The organism is Mucilaginibacter sp., from assembly GCF_025362475.1.
Lineage (GTDB): Bacteria > Bacteroidota > Bacteroidia > Sphingobacteriales > Sphingobacteriaceae > Mucilaginibacter.
On sequence record NZ_JANYGH010000024.1, the window covers coordinates 99,049 to 118,909 of the forward strand.

13 protein-coding genes and 1 rRNA gene are annotated in these 19,861 nt (G+C 42.1%); 6 read left to right on the top strand and 8 right to left on the bottom strand.

Going from position 1 to position 19,861, the window contains the following annotated elements:
• The first annotated feature begins 145 nt into the window (after positions 1 to 145).
• Both Q0R88_RS09555 and Q0R88_RS09560 read left to right on the top strand, forming a co-directional pair.
• Positions 146 to 1,009, top strand: a complete 864-nt coding sequence (locus tag Q0R88_RS09555) for a universal stress protein (protein WP_295715450.1) — start codon at positions 146 to 148, stop codon at positions 1,007 to 1,009.
• A 555-nt stretch (positions 1,010 to 1,564) separates the two neighbouring features.
• Complete coding sequence (locus tag Q0R88_RS09560; protein ID WP_295715452.1) at positions 1,565 to 2,428, top strand: universal stress protein; 864 nt, start codon at positions 1,565 to 1,567, stop codon at positions 2,426 to 2,428.
• A gap of 195 nt (positions 2,429 to 2,623) precedes the next feature.
• Here the strand turns inward: Q0R88_RS09560 and Q0R88_RS09565 are convergent, their stop codons facing one another.
• The 3 genes from Q0R88_RS09565 to Q0R88_RS09575 form a co-directional block, all read right to left on the bottom strand.
• Positions 2,624 to 3,004, bottom strand: a complete 381-nt coding sequence (locus tag Q0R88_RS09565; RefSeq protein ID WP_295715454.1) for a hypothetical protein — start codon at positions 3,002 to 3,004, stop codon at positions 2,624 to 2,626.
• Positions 3,005 to 3,100: 96 nt separating this feature from the next.
• On the bottom strand, positions 3,101 to 4,108 hold the full coding sequence (locus Q0R88_RS09570; RefSeq protein ID WP_295715456.1) for a zinc-dependent alcohol dehydrogenase family protein: 1,008 nt from the start codon (positions 4,106 to 4,108) through the stop codon (positions 3,101 to 3,103).
• Between the two features lie 53 nt (positions 4,109 to 4,161).
• Positions 4,162 to 5,046: a universal stress protein gene (locus tag Q0R88_RS09575; RefSeq protein ID WP_295715458.1), complete on the bottom strand. Its 885-nt coding sequence runs from the start codon at positions 5,044 to 5,046 to the stop codon at positions 4,162 to 4,164.
• A 570-nt stretch (positions 5,047 to 5,616) separates the two neighbouring features.
• On the opposite strand from Q0R88_RS09575, the gene Q0R88_RS09580 reads away from it, so the two are divergent.
• Both Q0R88_RS09580 and Q0R88_RS09585 read left to right on the top strand, forming a co-directional pair.
• Positions 5,617 to 7,464: a DNA topoisomerase 3 gene (locus Q0R88_RS09580; RefSeq protein WP_295715460.1), complete on the top strand. Its 1,848-nt coding sequence runs from the start codon at positions 5,617 to 5,619 to the stop codon at positions 7,462 to 7,464.
• A gap of 764 nt (positions 7,465 to 8,228) precedes the next feature.
• Positions 8,229 to 8,801 (top strand): cupin domain-containing protein, encoded by a 573-nt coding sequence (locus Q0R88_RS09585; protein ID WP_295715462.1) that lies wholly within the window; start codon positions 8,229 to 8,231, stop codon positions 8,799 to 8,801.
• Positions 8,802 to 9,637: 836 nt separating this feature from the next.
• Here Q0R88_RS09585 and Q0R88_RS09590 read toward each other — a convergent pair.
• The 3 genes from Q0R88_RS09590 to Q0R88_RS09600 are packed head-to-tail and all read right to left on the bottom strand — an operon-like array spanning position 9,638 to position 14,675.
• The gene (locus Q0R88_RS09590; protein ID WP_295715464.1) at positions 9,638 to 12,598 is read right to left on the bottom strand and encodes a type III restriction-modification system endonuclease; all 2,961 of its coding nucleotides are present in this window, start codon (positions 12,596 to 12,598) and stop codon (positions 9,638 to 9,640) included.
• Positions 12,599 to 12,602: 4 nt separating this feature from the next.
• Positions 12,603 to 13,103 (bottom strand): hypothetical protein, encoded by a 501-nt coding sequence (locus Q0R88_RS09595; RefSeq protein ID WP_295715466.1) that lies wholly within the window; start codon positions 13,101 to 13,103, stop codon positions 12,603 to 12,605.
• A gap of 33 nt (positions 13,104 to 13,136) precedes the next feature.
• A complete protein-coding gene (locus tag Q0R88_RS09600; RefSeq protein WP_295715468.1) occupies positions 13,137 to 14,675 on the bottom strand; it encodes a site-specific DNA-methyltransferase in 1,539 nt (512 codons plus the stop codon).
• A 414-nt stretch (positions 14,676 to 15,089) separates the two neighbouring features.
• Between Q0R88_RS09600 and Q0R88_RS09605 the strand changes: the two genes are divergently transcribed.
• A complete protein-coding gene (locus tag Q0R88_RS09605; RefSeq protein ID WP_295715470.1) occupies positions 15,090 to 15,995 on the top strand; it encodes a DUF5655 domain-containing protein in 906 nt (301 codons plus the stop codon).
• A gap of 5 nt (positions 15,996 to 16,000) precedes the next feature.
• Complete coding sequence (locus tag Q0R88_RS09610; RefSeq protein WP_295715472.1) at positions 16,001 to 16,627, top strand: hypothetical protein; 627 nt, start codon at positions 16,001 to 16,003, stop codon at positions 16,625 to 16,627.
• Between the two features lie 1,183 nt (positions 16,628 to 17,810).
• On the opposite strand, the gene Q0R88_RS09615 is transcribed toward Q0R88_RS09610, so the two are convergent.
• Both Q0R88_RS09615 and rrf read right to left on the bottom strand, forming a co-directional pair.
• Complete coding sequence (locus tag Q0R88_RS09615; RefSeq protein WP_295715475.1) at positions 17,811 to 18,878, bottom strand: AAA family ATPase; 1,068 nt, start codon at positions 18,876 to 18,878, stop codon at positions 17,811 to 17,813.
• 636 nt (positions 18,879 to 19,514) lie between these two features.
• Positions 19,515 to 19,626: ribosomal RNA gene (gene rrf / locus Q0R88_RS09620) — 5S ribosomal RNA — on the bottom strand.
• Between the last annotated feature and the right edge of the window lie 235 nt (positions 19,627 to 19,861).

The following is a 19,861-nucleotide window of genomic DNA, read 5'->3' on the forward strand; positions in this document are numbered from 1 at the left end:
TTCTTTGGATCTAAAAAATGTGCTGTAGATCAATTTACAGTATGATGAATATCACCTACGCTATATGATGGAATAGTCATATTTGTTCTGTCCCCCAGCTACTTTACATAACCTAAAGTATACGCTTTAATCTAATAGACCTATCATGAAAAAGATACTTGTACTAACCAATTTTAGTGATAATTCCAGTCATGCAGCAGCTGCTGCTGTTCCGCTTTGCGCTAAACTAAATTCAAACATCATTCTGTTTAATACTTTTATTAGTCAGCCGGTTTTATCCGAGTTTGGCGGCTCGCCATATGTCATTGAGCGGATGTTATGGGAAGATGAAAGCGAGCAAAAAATGGATTTTTTGAAAGAAGATCTGCAACTACTTATTGAAGCACTACTCCCAAACCAGCACCGCCCCACTATTGACTGCCAGCGAGAGGAAGGAAGCCTTAAATTCCTGTTAGATTCTTTTAAAGAAAGAAAGGATATAGAATTGATTATAATGGGTGCCCGTACAGGCAGCACGATGGAACATTTGCTTATTGGCAGCGATACAAGCTTAGTGATAAACCGTACTAACCGGCCTGTTATCGTTATACCGGAAAATACAGACCTGGGAGCATTAAAAAAAGTAACCATTGCCTGTGATTTTGACGATAGCGATATCAATGCAGTACATTACTTAATCCAATTAGGTCGTATTTTTCATTTTCAGCTCGAAATTGTGCATGTATCACTATGGGGGCACAACGATGGCAACAACATAGAAAAGAAACGCAAATTTATCGATCAGGTGTCCAGGTTCGGGTATGAGTATGTCACTTATCAAATTCTTGCCGGCAAGGAGTTAATTAATCGCCTTAACCGCCATTGCAAAGAAAGCAAAACAGATTTGTTGGTACTGGTGCACGACAAGCATAGCCTTTTGAACAGGATATTTAAAAGCACTAACACTGATGAGTTGTTAAAGCAACAACAGGTGCCCGTAATGATTATTCCTTCGGTGATGAAAGATTAAATGAATGTTGTTAAATAAAAAGATGCCTATTTTTTCGGAAAATCAAAATCCTATTCTTTACGAAATTAATTTAAACCTACCCCTATCGGATTAAACAAAAGTGGCGTTGATAACCGGGACCGGCCCTGGCATAGGCAAATTGCCTCCTTTATTTGCGGCTACCGGTGCAGCCAGCATTCCTTACGATTGGTCAAAATCATGGAATATGATTATTAAATCAAATAAAAAATAATAATTTCAATTATAACAAAACAAATTGCCGGCTTTAACCTTTAATTAAATACATTCTATTTATAAAAATACTAGAAACAAATTAGGTAGCATATAATATTAGAATATTTGGGGGAAAATGCCAAAACCTGCCTTATAATTCTCTTTTAAAATCCTTTTCTAAAAATATACTTCTTTCGCTTCCCCAGCCGTCTGCTCAAAAATACGTTCAGATCCATTATTTAGTATGATGATTATAGCCTTCGCACGGGTATTAATTGGACATATTTACTTCACAGCCAGAAATATAACTATTAATTAATAATATTTCTTTTAAAAAACACCTTGAGAAAGATACTTGTGCTAACCAATTTTACCGAAAATGCCAATCATGCAGCAACAGTTGCCGTTTCATTTTGTGCTCAGCTATATTCAAACATCATACTGTTAAACACATTCATCAGCCGGCCTGTTCTGGCCGGATTTGGAAGCATACCATGTGCCGTTGATGAGATGTTGTGGGAAAATGAAAGCCATAAAAAACTAAATTTCCTGAAAGAAGATTTAGAAGAGCTTATTAAAACACTCCCTGCAGATCATCATCACCCCAGTATTGATTGCCGGTACGAGGAAGGGAGCCTTAGGTATCAGTTAGAGTTTTTTAAGAACAAAAAGGATATCGAATTTATTATCATGGGCGCCCGGGCGGGCAGTACGATGGAACATTTGTTGATTGGCAATGATACCAGTGTTGTGCTCAATCGTGCCAGCCGCCCCGTTATCATCATCCCCGGAGGTACCAACCTGGGACAATTTAAAAAAGTAACCTTTGCCTGCGATTTTAACGACACCGATCTGGATGCAGTGCATTACCTTGTTCAATTGGGCCGCATCTTTCATTTTCAAATCGAAATTGTGTATGTATCCCTCTGGGAACATAATAACGAGCAGAATATAGAGAAGAAAACAACCTTTATTAGCCAGGTTGCCCGATTTGGGTATCCGGGTATCACTTATCGAACCATCGTTGGCGAAGAATTGATTAATCGTCTTAACCGCCTTTGCAAAGAAAACAAAACCGACTTGCTTGTGCTGATACACGACAGGTTTAGCCTTTTGAACCGAATATTTAAAAGCACAAACGCCAATGAACTGTTAAAGCGACAACAGGTTCCGGTTATGATCATTCCCTCCATGATGAGAGATTAATAAATGTTCTTAAACACCCCGGGCGTCAGTTATCAACCCGCAGGCTTAATTAATAGAAGTGTTATAATGCAGATAACTGTTGGGGCGGCCTATTAATGCCCCTTAAATTATTATATAGCATAAAACAGGGCTGTACTTTAATTGGCTACAGTCCTATTTTGGCAGGTACTTACGGAAAGGATTACCATCTGCGAATTATAACCACTTAGCGGCAAAATGGTTAAACTCATGCCGCAATTCGTTGATCATTTTTTCCTCCGTTACATAATCATCCGAAAGCTGATTATAAACGGTGAGTTCCCTGTCGTCAATAAATTCCGGGGAGGCGCTGATTTCATTTTCCAATACCCCCTGATTTCCACGGATCCTGTGTTTTAGCCCATCCAGGTAATCACGGTGGATAATCAACTGGTTCTGAAAATGTTCAACATTTTCGCCAACCTCCCGGCCGGTATTGCCGCCGGCGACTTCTTCCAGTCGTTCCCGCAAAAAATTTAGTTCCAGCTCGTAAAAACCGAGCCCTCTCATCCACGCATTATGCGCAAATTTTAAATGTTTTGTACTGATCTGTTTCATAATACAAGATACCTGAATTTGGTTATATAAAAAATAACTTACTGATTAACAGCAGCTGCAATCCTATTTTTTTGGACGAAAATACGGTCTGCCACCTTACTTCATCACCAATACCGCTGCTCCATTAATCTTACCGGTTCTTAACCTGTTAATTGCCTCATTTGCCTCTGATAATTGGAATACCTCCGTTTGTGTATGTACCGATACCGATTTAAGGATGTTAAAGAAATCCAATCCATCCTGCCGGGTAAGGTTGGCAACAGATTTAATCATTCTTTCGCCCCATAAAAGATCATATGAAAAGGCGGGAATATCGCTCATATGTATGCCGCCGCAAATTACCTGCCCTGCTTTATCTATATTTTTTAACGCCATTGGCACCAGTTCGCCTACAGGTGCAAAAATGATAGCGGCATCCAATCGCTCTGGCGGCACTTCTGAGCTGTTACCAGCCCACCCGGCTCCCAGGCTTTTAGCAAAGCGCTGGGCTTGTTCATCAGCATCGCGGGTAAAGGCGAATACTTTTTTCCCCTGTGCAATCGCAATTTGAATAAGGATATGCGCCGCCGCGCCGAAGCCGTAAATGCCCAGGTTAATTGCGGCAGGATCTATCATTTGGTATGATCTGAAACCAATAAGCCCCGCGCAAAATAAAGGTGCTGATGAGTATTTAGCATACGCCTCATCCAACCGAAAACAAAAACGGGCATCTGCTACAGTGTATTCGGCATACCCGCCATCAATGGTATAGCCGGTGAATAAAGGATTATCGCACAGGTTTTCTTTTCCCTGTTTACAAAACTTACAATGGCCGCAGGTGTAACCCAGCCATGGAACACCCACCACCTCGTTTACTTTCAGCTCTATTACCCCATCTCCCACTTTAACAATCCGACCGACAATCTCATGGCCAGGAATCAGCGGCAATTTGGGCTGACTGAGCTCCCCATCCAGAATATGAAGATCGGTGCGGCATATGCCACAGGCAATAACTTTAAGCAATACCTGGTCATTAGCCGGCTGCGGAACCGGTAGCTGCCTGAGTACAAGTGGCTGCCCGGCCTTCTCAAAAACCATGGCCTCCATTAAGGTAGGTATTTCCAAATTGAATAAATTTATACGCTTAATTAAAATACAATTAACCGCTTATAGCTGTTTTATAATGACATATTATAATCGGGCGGAAAAACCAATAGTGGGATCTTGATATGCCGGGCCATGTGATGGGTGTGGCAGCCAGTTAAAACCCTGTACAACAAACTATGCGGCCGGTGCACCATGGCCAATAAATCAATTTGTCCATGTTCGCAAAGCCACTCGAGGCCATCATTAATGTTCATGCCCCTGAAGTGATGATAGGATATATTTGAATAATGCTCTTCCCCGGTCAATTTTTCCATAAAGGTATCTGCCTGGTTACGTTTCACATTCCTTTCATACTTTTCGCCGGTGATATGATAAACACGGATCTCGGCCTTAAATACTTTGGCCATACCGGCAATCGATTTAATGACATCTATGTCGCCCTCGCTTAAATCTGTTGCAAAAATAATTGTTTTAATACCTTTAAAAACTGCAGAGACCGGAATCAGCAAGACCGGAAAATCTGCCTTATCAACCAGATCCTTGCTTTTGCTTCCCATAATTAACCGACCGAACCCGCCCGTCCCGGAGATCCCCATAACCACTAATGATGAGTTTTCATCGTCCATAAAATTCACTACAACATCGGTTACCGGCCCTATCTCATTATCAAAGCTAATGGCTGGTTTATGGGGTGATGCAGGACCTTTCGCGGCATCATCAATGGTATCTTCCAATTCCACGGCTAAGCTTTCCAGTTGTTTTGCGGCGGCGTCTTTCAAAAAAGCATAATCCTCCAAAGGCCATAAACCGGGATCGGCCATAGGTAATTCTATCGGCACAAATAAAGCATGACACAACTTAACATCTCTTTTCATTTCCCTGGCTATACCGATGGCATAACGGGCGGCATTATCGGCCCGTGCAGTAAAATCGGTGGGTACTATAATGGTTTTCATGACTGCAATATTCTTTGAAGGTTAGGGTAAACAAAGTTTGCAATTATAAGCCGCAAAATAAATGACGCTTATCATAAAGAACTATGTTATAGGGCAAAAATTATACCAACGCGTACTCCTATTGTTCTCAAAATTTCAAAAATATCAGCAACGGAGTTTTGGCAGTTTTTTCGTCAGCAGAACAGCTTCGGGCGAAAACGGGTAAAACAATGTAGGGTTGTGCGGCTGTAGGGCATAGGAAGTTTTTGCATGTAGGAGACAGGCGGGCAAGGGCAAAATAATTCCAGCCCAGGTTTTGCCCGTTTTGCAGGGCAGAGGCCTTGTGCGGCAAAGAAGCATTTCTGCTGACTTGAATTTTGGTTCTTTGTTTCAAGACAAAGAACTAGGCCCTCCCGCGGCCATCAGCGGGACAATGCCCTTTCATTATGACAAAGTAAATTTAGTACCTAAATCATCCTCTCCCCGCCCATTTTATCAACACCCGTTGCACAGCCATCAGTATTTCAATACATTCGGCCAGGGTAAATGAATGATGCTGCTGAAGGCTATTTTACTTAATACAAGAACTTTATGAAAGTCATTATAGCCGAAAAACCATCCGTTGCGCGCGAAATTGCCAAAGTATTTGGTGCTACCACTAAAAAAGATGGCTATATGGAAGGCAAAGGGTACACATTTACCTGGGCTTTTGGGCACCTGCTGCAGTTAGCCGCCCCGCAGGAATATGGCTATTATGGCTGGAACGTTCAAAACCTGCCCATGCTGCCGCCCAAGTTTAAACTCTCCATCCGCAAGGTAAAAACAAAGGCCGGAATGGTCGACGACCCATCGGTTAAAAAACAACTGGACATTATAAAAGGCCTGTTTGATGAAGCTACCGAAATCATCGTAGCAACGGATGCCGGGCGCGAAGGTGAACTCATCTTCCGCTATATATACTATTACCTTAAATGCAAAAAGCCCTTTAAAAGGCTATGGATCTCGTCACAAACAGACGAAGCTATTAAAGAAGGGTTTCGCAATTTAAAGCCGGGTACCGATTATGATACCCTGTTCAATTCGGCCCATTGCCGGTCACAGTCGGATTGGTTGGTGGGGATGAACGCTACGCAGGCGCTTAGCCTATCGTCGGGTAATCGGGCGGTGTTGTCGCTGGGCAGGGTGCAAACTCCTACCCTGGCCATGATCTGCTCGCGCTACCTCGAAAATAAAAACTTTGTACCCCAGCTGTACTACCAGGTAAGCATCCAGCCCGATAAAGATGGACAGGTATTTAAAGCTATTTCTGTACAAAGCTATAAAACCAAAGAGGAAGCCCAGGCCATTGTCGACCTGGTGCAGGATGTAAACAGCGGTTTTACCAATGGTGGCCATATCGCAAATGTAGAGGCCAAGCCACGTAAAGAACCGCCACCGCTCCTGCATGATTTGAGCAGTCTGCAACAGGAAGCCAATAAACGCAAAGGCTTCACCGCCGATCAAACGCTTACCATACTGCAAAACCTGTACGAGAGCAAGCTGGTAACCTACCCGCGTACCGGCAGCAGGTATATAGGCGATGATGTATTTGCCGGCGTACCCAATTTAATTGAGAAGCTGAAAGAGCATCCCGACTTTGGCAAACAGGCCACCGTATTATCAACAGCCAAATTAAATAAGCGCAGTGTGAACGCCAAAAAGGTGACCGATCACCATGCCGTACTGCCCACCGGCGAAACACCCTACCAGTTAACGCCCGATAAACAGGCCGTTTATGACATGGTTGCCGGCCGTATGCTGGAAGCCTTTCATCAGGACTGTATCAAGGAGATCACCAAGATCACCGTCGAATCCGGTTCCACGTTTATGGCTAGCGGAACAGTGATCCAAACCCCGGGCTGGCGCGCCGTATTTAACGATACCGACGAGGAAAAGAAAGAGGAAGAAAACCCCACCCTGCCCAAAGTGCAGCAAGGCGAAAACCTGCCCATCACCGATAAGGCCCTGTTAGAGAAGCAAACTAAACCCAAGCCCCTGTACAACGAAGCCAGCTTACTCAAAGCGCTGGAAACCGCGGGCAAAGAGATTGACGACGAAGAACTGCGCTACGCCATGAAAGAAAGCGGACTGGGTACCCCCGCCACCCGTGCATCCATCATCGAAACCCTGCTGAAGCGCAACTATATCTCGCGCGAAAAAAAGAACCTCGTACCTACCGAAACCGGCCTCTCGGTATACCAGGTAGTAAAAAACCAGCAGATAGCACAAGCCGAACTTACCGGTACCTGGGAAAAACGACTGGAAGAGATCCGCACCGGCGCTTCGGTGGCCGATTTCCAGGAAGAGATCAAAACCTACACCCGCGCCATCACCCAGGAATTATTACGCGAAGGCAAGTCGCTGAAGATAGCGCAGCCGGTTGCGGCGGTGGCTAAATAAAAGGTGAAATGACATTTTAAAAAGTTTGTCATCCTGAGTTTTACTATCCGGAGGACACTGAAAGGAAAATGACGTCTGAAAAGTTTGTCATCCTGAGGAACGAAGGATCTATTCGCAGACTCTACAGGTCGAAGAAGCATAGCGGAGAATAGATCCTTCACTATCGTTCAGGATGACAAAAGCTTTTTTAACATAACGCCGAGTCAACTCACCCCGACATCGCTGCGCTTGTCCCCCCTCTCTCCGCTTCGCGCATAGAGGGGGCGCTGCAAAATCCAAAAAACTTTCGTCCCCTCAGGGTCTCTCCAACGGAGGACCCTGAGGCACCATGCGGGTCAAATATGCATGGTGTATACTTTGCAAGCAGCCTCAGGGTCCCTTTTCAAGGAGACCCTGAGGGGACAGAAGTTCAGGATGACTTCATTTTTTATAATTTGTCATAGGTAGCGATTTTAACCGAATGTCATGCTGAACTTGTTTCAGCACCCCACTTGCTAAGTATGTTACATGTGGGCTACCTGTCCTGTGGGGTCCTGAAACAAGTTCAGGATGACTTCATTTTTATAACTTTTCGTCCCCTCAGGGTGGAAAAAACTTTCCAAACCCTCTTTCCACCGCAGGTGAAGAGAGGGTCGGCCAGCGGAGCGTAGCCGGGGTGAGTCGTTGCCACTTATTTTGCAATTTTTATTTTAATTTATAACTACCTTTATATCAATACACTTGCGCCACCTGTCCGGCTTCCGTAAACCAATAAATCTTTGCTTATGAAACGCAATAAATTTATCACCTCCATTTTAACCTTTGCGGCTCTCCCCTTAACACCTTTTGCCAATGGCATCAAAAAATACGTGCAGTACCGTGCCAATAACGGCTTTAAAATACAGGCGGGCGAAGGCAGGATCCATGGGCACATTAAACTAAAAGGGTTAAATGAAAATATAATGGATGTAAAAATATCGGGGAAAGATACCGATGGCGACCTGGCTATTTTCGAACAGACCAGTTTATCGCAAGGGCGGGGTACTCCCCTGCACATTCACCCAAAGCAGGACGAAATTTTTTACGTTTTACAGGGATCTTATTTTTTTAAAGCAGGCGATGATACATTTCATCTAAGCGCCGGCGATAGTATCTTTTTGCCCAGGGCCGTGCCGCACGCGTGGACCCAGGTAAGCGAAAAAGGAAAAATGACCGTTATTTTTCAGCCGGCGGGTAAATTGGAAGAGTTTTTTTTAACCATGCAAGCATTAGACCACGACCCATCACACGCTGAACTTGAAAAAATTTTCGCCGATCATGAAATGCAGCTGGTAGGTCCGCCTTTAAAATTGGAGTAAGCGAGTTAACTCGCCCGATTTGTCAATCCTGAGCATAGCGAAGGATCTGCACGTCATGCCTCTTCGCCGGGTAGAGCACGCGGGCAGATGCTTCGTCCCTACCTATGGACAAGTTATAAAACTGAAGTCGTCCTGTCCGTTCGCTAACGATCAGGATCCCACAGCATCGGTGGACCGCATGAAGTACACTTAGCATTGGGGTGCTGATCCGTTAGCCAACGGACAACATCACATTGGGTTTAAATCGCTTTGTCATTTCTCCTTCAGCGTCCTTCGATTTTACAACTCAACATTGACAAGCTATTTTTTGGGTAAACGCCCCCTTTTTGAATTTTGAATTAAACAATGGCGTTCCCTGCGGGCCGTGCTGTACGTTCATACGCGCACAAGGCATTAGGCGCGGGGCCGGTATCCACTTCCATCACTAACGCGAACTTACGGGTAACAGTAGGCTTAAGGCTTTACAACAACACAATGATTTGCATGCGGGCACACAGACCTGGAGGGCTTCGGCAATGGGATTGCTTGCGTTAGTTCGGGCAAAACAAACATGTCATTGCGAGCGCAGCGCGGCAATCGCGAACTATACAAGTTCACGATTTTATTTAGGTACGATGGGGTTGTGCTTGCTAAAAAGAGATTAATCGAAAATCCTGATTTTCCTTTTTTTAGCGCAGCTCTTGTGTGTTGGCCTTTGAGCGATGGCTGATCTGTGTTCCACAATAGATTTCGTCAATAAAGCCACATTGACCTAACTCGCATGCAGCCACACAACACTTGCGCTAAGAAGGGTTTCACAATGGCATTAACCAGTATACTTGCAACAACTGTCAAGGTTAATCAGAGGTCATTACCTCATCAATAATCTGCCTTATTTTTTTATTATGTAATTGAGTTTTAAATTCTACTTTATAACCATCAATTGTTAATTGCTTAAAGAATACCTCAGCACAAGATATTTTTGCCTGCTCTATTCCTCTGAGCGTATTTTGATTTTCGACATCCTTAGTTTCTACAATTACGTTTAAAACTTTTTCTCCATTGTCTTTCTTCACTACGTACATAAAATCCGGGCTATAGGACTGACCTGTAATAGTAGGGATAGCGATACTATTTCTTGGTATTTTACCATAAACAACTATTTCTTGGATCCCATCTACTAACAAGTTTTCTTTTTCTAAAGGCGAATCAAATGCGTAAACATCATAAAGATATTTTTCTGCAGGTTCGCCTTCTATAAATTTAGGGCCAATGATACCCTGTGTAATTTCGGCTTTCGGACTACCGTCTGCATAGGTAAGTGAAGTGCTTTTTAATTGAAGGTTGGCTTTTGAATAACTAAATCTGCCATTGAGTTTCTCCATCTTCCAATCCTGAAAAGCTCTTACAAAGTTTGCAACACTTTGCTCATTAAACTTTTTGTCAGATAATTTATTTTCTTTGGCAAATTCAACAATTATTTGATGCAAAAACTGGATAGATAAATTGGTTTGTCTATTAATTCGCTTCAGGAAATCAGCATAAGAGATAGGCCGGCTGATTTTGTATTGTACGCCAGTATCTTCATTTAATGTGGCTGTACTTCCCTTGGTATTTAATTCAGACCGTTTGCTGCTGATGTATAGATCAGAAAACACACCCCGTCTAAACAAGCCTAAAACTTCATTAAACAAATAGTTCTTGTCTTCAATCTTTTGGTAATGTAAAATATATTTGCTGTTGATGGCCATCCATAGTGTTTTCAACTCATCATATACAGCCGGGCGGATTTTGATTTTCTTGTCGGATTTTTTATTCCGGTCTTCTACCTTGCCTTGTTTCAGCCCTATCGCAAATTCAGGATACTCCTCAAAAAGCTTATCGGTATGCTCAACTTTTATATTTTTATTACGATCTATGTACTTTTTGGTTAATAGCTCAATAAAAAGGTCGTCCGCATCTATTTTCCGTGAATTCGCTACACGAGAAATATCCTCGTCAGATAATACAAAGCCGTTAGGCAAATCTGCATTTATTTCCTTAACAAGCCTTTCAGCAAAATCAGCTTCTGTGAAATCGATGATATAGTTGAGCTTGAACTGCTCGTTAGATATCCGGTTGCCAAACTCATCTACAGGTAGGCGTAAGCCCCTACCCACTTCCTGAATTTTGCTATTTTCACTGCCGCTGCTTCTTAACTTGGCAATTGTAAACACATTAGGGTTATCCCAGCCCTCTTTTAACGTCCATTTTGAGAAAAGGAAACGGCGTGTATTAAATTGGCCATTTGCATCTTTTATTGACAGCAACTTCTTTTTCTCGTACAATATCTCTTGTACTTCTCGGCCTATAGCTTCGTCCGAGCTACTGTTGTCTTGTGAAAAATAACCTGCATGGCTGGCTTCAACATCAGTTCTGGTTGCTAACAAATAGTGTTTGTACTCTTGTTCTTGTTCTTCAAGATCAACCAAAAGGCTATCAATTTTTTCTATCAGTAAACGCTCAAATGTCTCCTTAAGATAGGGCATCTTTCCCTGCTGCCCGTTTACACGATAAGAATAAATATCATCAATAAAAAACAGCGCCAGGGTCTTGATTTTGTTGTTACGTGAAAAGTTAATACGTTCTGTTTCAAAGTGACGTTCCAGCGCCAGACGTAACATCGATTCCTGGTAAGAGGAAGAATATATATCGGTGCTAAACTCTTCTCCTGTGCTCTTTATCTGTCCATTAGAAAGTTCTACCGTACTGTTTGTAATTGCATCTATTACAATTCCTTCTAATTCGGTCGAAATAACACCCAGGCTATCTCCCTTTGCTAACTCGAAAGATTTTATCGGCGCATCCTTTTGTATCAGGTTAAACTTTGCCGTGCTTTTGCTGGCAATGCTCATGATCCTTACCTTATCTTGTTTTTGACTGATAGGTTCAAAATGCTCCTTGGCTATGCCTTTTACCAAATCCTGGTTAAAAGCGTCAAAGGCATTCAAATCATAAAGCAGGTTGGTATAATCGCGCCTTTTCACTTTGTTTTTCCCTTTGCCCACTTCTTCTTCAGGAAAGGTTGCCCCTAAGCGTATAATTGCCTGTGGCTTTAGTTCTTTTTCGATAAATTGAAAAGCTTTTTGATTTTTGCTAAAACGATGCGGCTCGTCAATAATTACAAAAGGCCTGGTACCTTTAATGGCTGCCGATGGCTTGTAAAAACCTTCTACACTGTAATCGTAGCTGTCGGTCAGGAGTTTAGAATTACAGCCTAATAAAGACATATTGGTAAGCAGCACATAAATTTTATTGGTATTTTGGCTACTGCCGACAACAAACTCACGTACTACACCCGGGAAATAATTTTTCCCCTTCTTCTTTTTGGAGGCTTCAAGCACCAATACATCCAGTTCGGTTCCGTAACCGCATTGATCTTTAAAATGACGTTGGGTGTAGCCATCTTTCATAAACTGTTCGGCCCCTGCTTTGATGGCCAAAGTAGGTACTACTACAATAAACTTATTAATGCCATGACGTTTATGCAGCTCATGCATTGCGGCCGTATAAACGTAGGTTTTGCCTGTGCCGGTTTCCATCTTAATGTCCAGATTGAGGTAGGCACCAACTTCATTTTGCGCTTTGTACCCGGCAGGTATTTTATTGTCCTTTTGCGCCTGGGCAATGTTAGCCGCCAAAGCATGACGATCCAACACCAGCGTAGGGTTCTGGTAGTACAGTGTGTTTTTTTGTATCAGGTCATCGCTAAATACGTTGGCTATGGCGCTGTACCCTTTTACCTGGTGGGGCAGGTCGTTTTTGAGTATAAGTTCCATAACTTTAGTATCTAACAGTATAGTTGATCTTTAAATTCTTTTCGTTGTCATTAAGCACACGCAGGTTTTTCTCTACCATTTCGTTGATGCTCCAATCAGGGAAACTGTAGCCAAAAAGTATTAGGTTTTCGGGATTAAAATGGCCTTCATTATCGTATTTAGCCAGTAAAGCCTTCATACTCTCCAGGTTAAAATTTGAGTCGATAAGGTACAGGTGCTTATCATAATAATAAGCAGTATAACCTGCCAAATCTATGGGCGTTGCTTGTACCGTTAGTCCGTACCCATCAGCATTGAGCCAGGTTGCCAAAATGGTAGGTTTACCAAAGTCATCTATAATATTGGTATCTGCTATTAAAACCGCTTTATCGAAGCTTTCCAATTTATCTAAAGTATTTTGATTGGGCTCGACCAGTGTGTAATGCTTGAACCCTAAATCCAAATATTTATCGGCGTGTTCTGCTTTTATCTTAATGGCTGCACGTTTGATGCGCTCTATACCCACATAATCTAAGGTAATAGGCGATTTACTTTTTTGTTAATACTCATAGGCAGCCTTTTGAGCGGTGTTTTCTTTACTCAGCATTTCCGGTAATTGCACGGCAATAAATTTACGTTTGCCACCATCCGCATTTAGCTTCATTAATGCGTGTACTGTAGATGCGGAGCCAGAAAAAAAATCAAGGACAAAAGAATACTTACAGTCGGTCAGACTTATTAAATGCTGAAGAAGGTTTATATTTTTGGGATTGCTAAATACCGCTTCTGCCTCTAATATTTCAGACAATTGAGCAGCACCATCATTACTTGAAAATTCAGCTATACTTTTAACGTTTTTTCTATCGGTATAAGTTATAAAGTAACGTTCATTCTCCAAGACAACATCCTTAGAAGTTACAAATGTTCTCTTTTTAATTGAATAGCCATTCTTGTTTTGTTTTATTAAAATTTCATCTTTTGAATCATTAAAGTTTTTTAACTCCCATGTCCAAGCACCTAATTGGCTCCTGACTCTTGGGGGCCTTATCTTAACATATCCTTTATTAACTAATTCAATGTTATCTGAATATACTTCTTCTTCATTATTAGAAACCAAAGCTAGCTCTAAGTCGTAATCTTGAACACCAAGAAAGTCTTTCGTCTTCGGATTATAATAAATAGTATAGCCTAAATTTTTTCGATTATTTAATGTCCCGCCATCTCCTCGGGTAGTAATCGAATCATTTATGATATAAAAGCGATCTCCTTCTTTAAAGACCTCCTTAGTAACCGAAGTTTCATTTTCTAACGAAGGTAAAATTTGCGTTGAAGTACTGCAGGTACCTTTTCTTCTATAGCATGTAATATAATCGTGATTTTTTTGAATATTGATTTGGTCATTTTTCGAATTGAGTTTATTGTGTATAATTTGACCTAAAAAATTCTCTTCTCCGAATACATCATCACAAATCAATTTAAGATTGGACTGTTCATTATCGTCTAAGGATATGAATATTACACCGTCATCGGTAAGTAGATCGCGTGCTAATAACAAGCGACTGTACATAAACATCAGCCAGGCCGAATGAGAAGCCGACCCGCGACGGGTTAGTTCGAGTATACGTTCAGCCTCGTCTTCGCTAACACTTAGTTTTTCCTGTAAATTTTCTTTGGTGTAATTAAACTTATCCTGGTATACAAAGCCATCCGAGCCGGTATTGTACGGCGGGTCTATATAAATACATTTGATTTTGCGCTGGTAGCTTTTAAGCAAATGTTTTAATCCATCCAAATTATCGCCGCTGATGTAAACGTTTTCGCTAAAGGCGTTTTCGGGCCTGGCATTATGTTCTTCATCCGGCTGTATCACGGTGGTGGTATCGGTACTTGCCAATAACTTTGCATAACTTTTACCAAGAAATTTTAACTCATAGCCTTCATTTACTACCTCGGTTTTATCGGATATTTCTGCCTTAAACCGTTCTATATCAAATGAACCATCTACTTTAAAACAAGCCGGAAAATATTCTTTAAGTATGCTTAGTTGTTTATCATTGGCTTGCTGTTCGTCATTCCGGTCGCGTATATCTATTATCATTTATGGGTAGCTTTCTTGTTTTTTATATTTTCATTTAGTTTTTTCCCTGCTTTGAGACGATCATATTAGAAAAGCACAGCAGGGAATATGGCCGTCCTCCAATGATGAAGAGCCGAAATTATTATCATTAAACAATCACTTCAAGCTTCGCAACAAGCAACGATAAAACGACGCTGTGTCGAAAGCAAATTTGCAAAAACAAAATGACTTCAGTGGTCAGTATTTATGGCAAACTTAACGCTCACAAGATATCTACCACTTCCGCATGCATTTTCGTTGCATTGTATTGTGCCCGCATGCAGACGTTCGTTGCATAAAGACAATCGGTCGCTTGAATAATGACACACGCGACATGCATGGCCAGCAATCGGATTACCTTATTTATATTATATTGCATGATAATTATTAAAATAAATGATACTATACTCAAACCAGGCGGGTAAATTAGAAGAGGTTAAAGAAAAACCTTTTAAACTTGAAAAAGATATTCAAAAAATTTTCGACTCAAATTTATTTGCGATAACTGGCCTCCAATTTATTAAATCAGAGTTCATAATAAAAAGTAACCGCATTGACACTTTGGCCTTTGATACAGAAAACAAATCATTTATAATAATTGAATATAAACGAGACAGGAATTACAGTGTAATTGACCAAGGTGTATCATATCTAAACTTAATGTTGGATTATAAAGCTGATTTTATAATAGAATATAATGAAAGCCAAACGAAGAGTTTAAAACGGGATGAGATAGATTGGAGCCAAACTAAAGTATTTTTTGTTTCTTCCTCTTTTACTGACTTTCAAAAGCAATCCACCAACTTCAAAGATTTATCGATAGAACTGTGGGAAATTAAACAATTTGAAAATGATGTAATTTTGATAAATCCTTTAAAAAAATCCTCAGCTGCGCCAAGCATAAAACCAATAGTAAAACAAAATGATGAGCTGCAAAAAGTTGTAAGAGAAATTAAAACTTATACAGAAGAGGAACATTTACACAACAAATCCGAGGAAACAAAAGAGTTGTACAACAACTACAAGAACGCAATACTCAACTTAAGCCCAGATATTGAATTGGTGCCCAAGAAAACATATATAGCATTTAAAAAGAAAACCAACATAGTTGATATTGAAATCCAAACTAATTCACTGAAGTTGTGGATCAATCTAAAAAAAGAAAAATTGAATGATTCATTAGGATTAATGCGAGACGTATCAACACTCAAGGGGCATAACGGAAATGGGGATTACGAATTAATAATCAGTGATGATCTTAAACTCGAATATATAATGAGTTTGATAAAACAAGCCATTTAAGTTGCATGGACGAACAGACAAAAAAAGAATATAAACGTTTACTTAATATCGTTTATAGTGCCATTGAGAGATGTAATAATGACATACCCTTAATTAAAAATTCAATTTCTAAGGCTCATAAAAAATGGCCTGAAAACGCTGAAGGTTATTTTGTCGGAAATATTCCTCTTAGGCTGCGATTATCTGTTGTAGACATGTCAACCTTGTTTATTACTGTTCTTGGCTCCGACTCAGAGTCGGTACGAAATCTAACTTCTAGATTAGTTTGTGGACAATTGTATGAATTTTTAGAAGACGTGCCAAAAATGTTTGGTAAAAGATATAGAAAGCAACATTCGCACGCTCCAAAGTGGATGAAATTAGATGAGCAGATTAGTACCATGATGAGATCATTTAATGAAACGAAAACAAAATATCATACTTATTTAAAAGAAATACGCAATAATGTGGCATCGCATCGTGATGATGACGGAATGAAGCAAGCTGACATTATAGATTCCATCGATCCAATATATATCGCATCTATATTCGTAAAAATAACAGGTTGGTATTTCACTGATTATTTGCCTTATGAATTACGAGTAATAAATATGGCAGAAAAACTCGGATTTGGACCTGAGCTTAACAGATAGTCCACTTCCGTCGCTGGCGCACGCGTGTCGCGTGTGTCCCGCTGATAGGTCTGCAACATTTTTCTATCGTTTATAGTTTAAGACCTAGGTTAACGAACAGGACACACGCGACACGCGACACGCGTGCGCCAGCAATCCGTATTTAAAAACATCGTCACCTACTAAAAGCCTGTTTATTTACCAGTGTTCGCGTTAGGGATTGAAATGGGTACCGGCCCACGAGCGTAATGCCTGCAGGCGTATGAATGTAAAGCCCGGCCCCGTTTCTATCAACGGGGAAACGCCATTGGGGAAGAATCAAGAGGTTAGAGTCAAGAATCAAGACAGGGGGATTTGGGGGTAAAGTATTATTGGGTTGGGGGCTTAGGGCGTTGCCGGAGCAGTGAATTTTGGAATGAAGGAGTTTGAGCAATAAGAATTAGGACAAAGGACCTTTAGCTAAAGGATTTAGGGAATAAGGACTATTTAAACGCCAAATTTTGAAATCAAATTAATCCGAAACCATCTGCCCATTGATGTATTTTCGGCTCAGCACATCCGTCCCCCCGCCCCGCCCGGGGATTATGATGGGTGCAGATCTTGATCATCAGGCTTCTTAAAAAAAGGGCTGTCAATGCTGAGCCCGTCGAAGCACGTGGGCAAAGGCCTCTGCGCGCGACATTTCGATAAGCCCAGGGTGACCGTTTTTTTTTAGAATGCACATACGTTAATAACAAAAACCTGATGGGTAGGTATAAAATTCCGCGGGCGCTGAAGGAGGGAATGATGTAAAAAAATGGCTGTCATCCTGAGCCTGTCGAAGGATAGCGGGCAAAGGCCTCTTCGCGCGAGTCTTCGACAGGCTCAGACTGACAGGCCCACACGCCTCAAAACCCAACATGTAATAGGGAGGAAAGACGGATTTATTAGCAAACTGAACTTATTTCGGCATCCCGATGCTAAATATATTACATGTGGGCTACCTGTCCTGTGAGGTCCTGATCCGTTAGCCAACGGGACAGGATGACTTCATTTTTATAACTTATTATAGGTAAGTACGCAGGAGCCATTCGCAGACTGTGCAGGGCGAAGATGCATGGCGAATAATAGATCCTTCAAATCGTTCAGGATGACAAAAGGGAAAATCTGCACATCTCAAATCAAAAATTTCCAAATCCGAAATCCCAAATCCGAATTCCGAAATCTAATTCCCTTTCGCCCAATTTACCATTTTATTCACCGTGGCCAGGCCGAGTTTGAGTTTGGCAGCTATCTGCCGCTGACTGAGGCCCTGGGCATGGAGCTCGGCAACCTGCCCTGCGTGGCGGTCGCGCAGTTGCTGGGTATTGCTGAGCAGGTGGTCGAGTTCGTGGCAGTTACCCTGGAATATGAATTGTAAAAAGCTGTTGCGGCGTTCGAGGCAGCAGAGGCAAACATTATCGGCCCCGTAGGTTTCTTCGGTACTGCGTTGTTTGATCTGTTTGAGGTAGCGGTAGCCGGGCATGGCATGACTTTCGCCAATGGCAAAGGCGCTATCGCAAAAGTTGATGAGCATTTTACTGCCCTGCAAATCGTTGCGGCTAAGCGGCAGAACGGGGTTGCGCTTGGGTGTATGCGCCAGCACCAGGATACTGAGGCCATGGCGGGTTTTAAGGTACTTGAGCTGTTTCATGAGCGGCAGGGCCTCGTTGGCACGTTCAGTTCCCTTGCGCATACAGGTAATATTATCAATAATGAGCACCGTGGCGCCGGTGGCCTTGATGCCGCGGGTAAGGCTGGCAATTACCTCATCGTTAAATTTATTGATTTCGCTATAGTGCTTGTAGAGCTGGTTGTATTCGCCCCGTAAAAAGTTGTCGTTAAATTTAAAGGTGCCCCGCTCGTCGGTATACCGTTGTTCAAATTGTTTACCGGCCAGCTCAAAGTCGATATACAGCACGGTAGCCGGCATTGCATTCAGCTGGAACCCCTGAATAGCCTTGCCCGCGGCAATGCTGTTACCCAGTTGCACGGCCAGGATGCTTTTACCCATATTGGTATCGGCAAACAGGATGCACAGCTCGCCCTCCAGCCAAAACCGGCCAAACAGCATTTGCGGCGTGGCACATTCGCGCTCCATGGCCATCCATTGGTTGGCCCGGTAAATGTGGAACAAGCTATTGGCTTCGTACAGGTCGGGTTCCACATGGTCAAAATCCATCTGGTCGGTAGTGCGGGTTTGAGTTTTTTGCGGCTGATTTTTGTAGGAGATGTCGATGTTGTAGGTATTCATTGGGTTCGTGTTGCGAGGGTCGGGTGGCGTGTTGCGAGGTTCGGGTTGCGGGGTTCGGGGGATATGTGATTCTGTTAATTCCCCGTTCGGCAACCTGAACCATACAAATTTACAACCCGTCGTTTAAAAAAATGGTGACATAGCTTTGTCAGTACCCTAAACGAGGAGTTTGGGAGCATGGCAAGCAGTTCAGATAGCGGTTAAAGGGACTGGAGGGGATAGCCGAAAAAACATTGCCAAAAACCTTCACTTTTTTGCATTTTATACAACAGGAATATTCGATAAACTCCCCGTTTTTGGCACCTGATTGCGCAAATATCGATGTATTTAAAACCCCTTCATTTGCTGACTTCCCCAGGTGTTCGGGTCAGGAGACTGCGGGTGTTCGGGGGTGTTCGGGCTGGGGTATAGTAAAAACGTAAGTTATTGGTTTACAGCTTGGTCTGTTTTTAGGTGAAATACAGCGAACAGTTAAGCTATTGCATATCAGTGTATTGATATTTTAAAAGTACAGTTTAATGTGGGTACTTCGTTAAAAGCGAACACCTGTTTGGGATAGGGGATTTATTGAAAACGCAAAAACCCCTCATCAAATAGATGAAGGGTTTCACGATTCAGCCTTTTAGGGCTTTTAAGATTGGGCACCGACCTACTCTCCCACGTTTTACCGCAGTACCATCGGCTCTGGCGGGCTTGACTTCTCTGTTCGGAATGGGAAGAGGTAGACACCGCCGATATAGGCACCTGAATATTTTTAATGTTGGTTAGGAGTAAGGATTTGGGGACTAAGGAGCAAGGACTTCTTCATCCTTATTCTTTGTTCCATTCATCCTTGTTCTTAACAAACAATGACATATTATTGAAAGAAGTTCTTGATCAAAGAAAACAACAGTATTAGTTTTTGTTCGGGATGGATACGAATACCCATCCCATTATTACCTGCTATGAGAAAGCTTCGGGCAATTAGTATCACTCGGCTATGA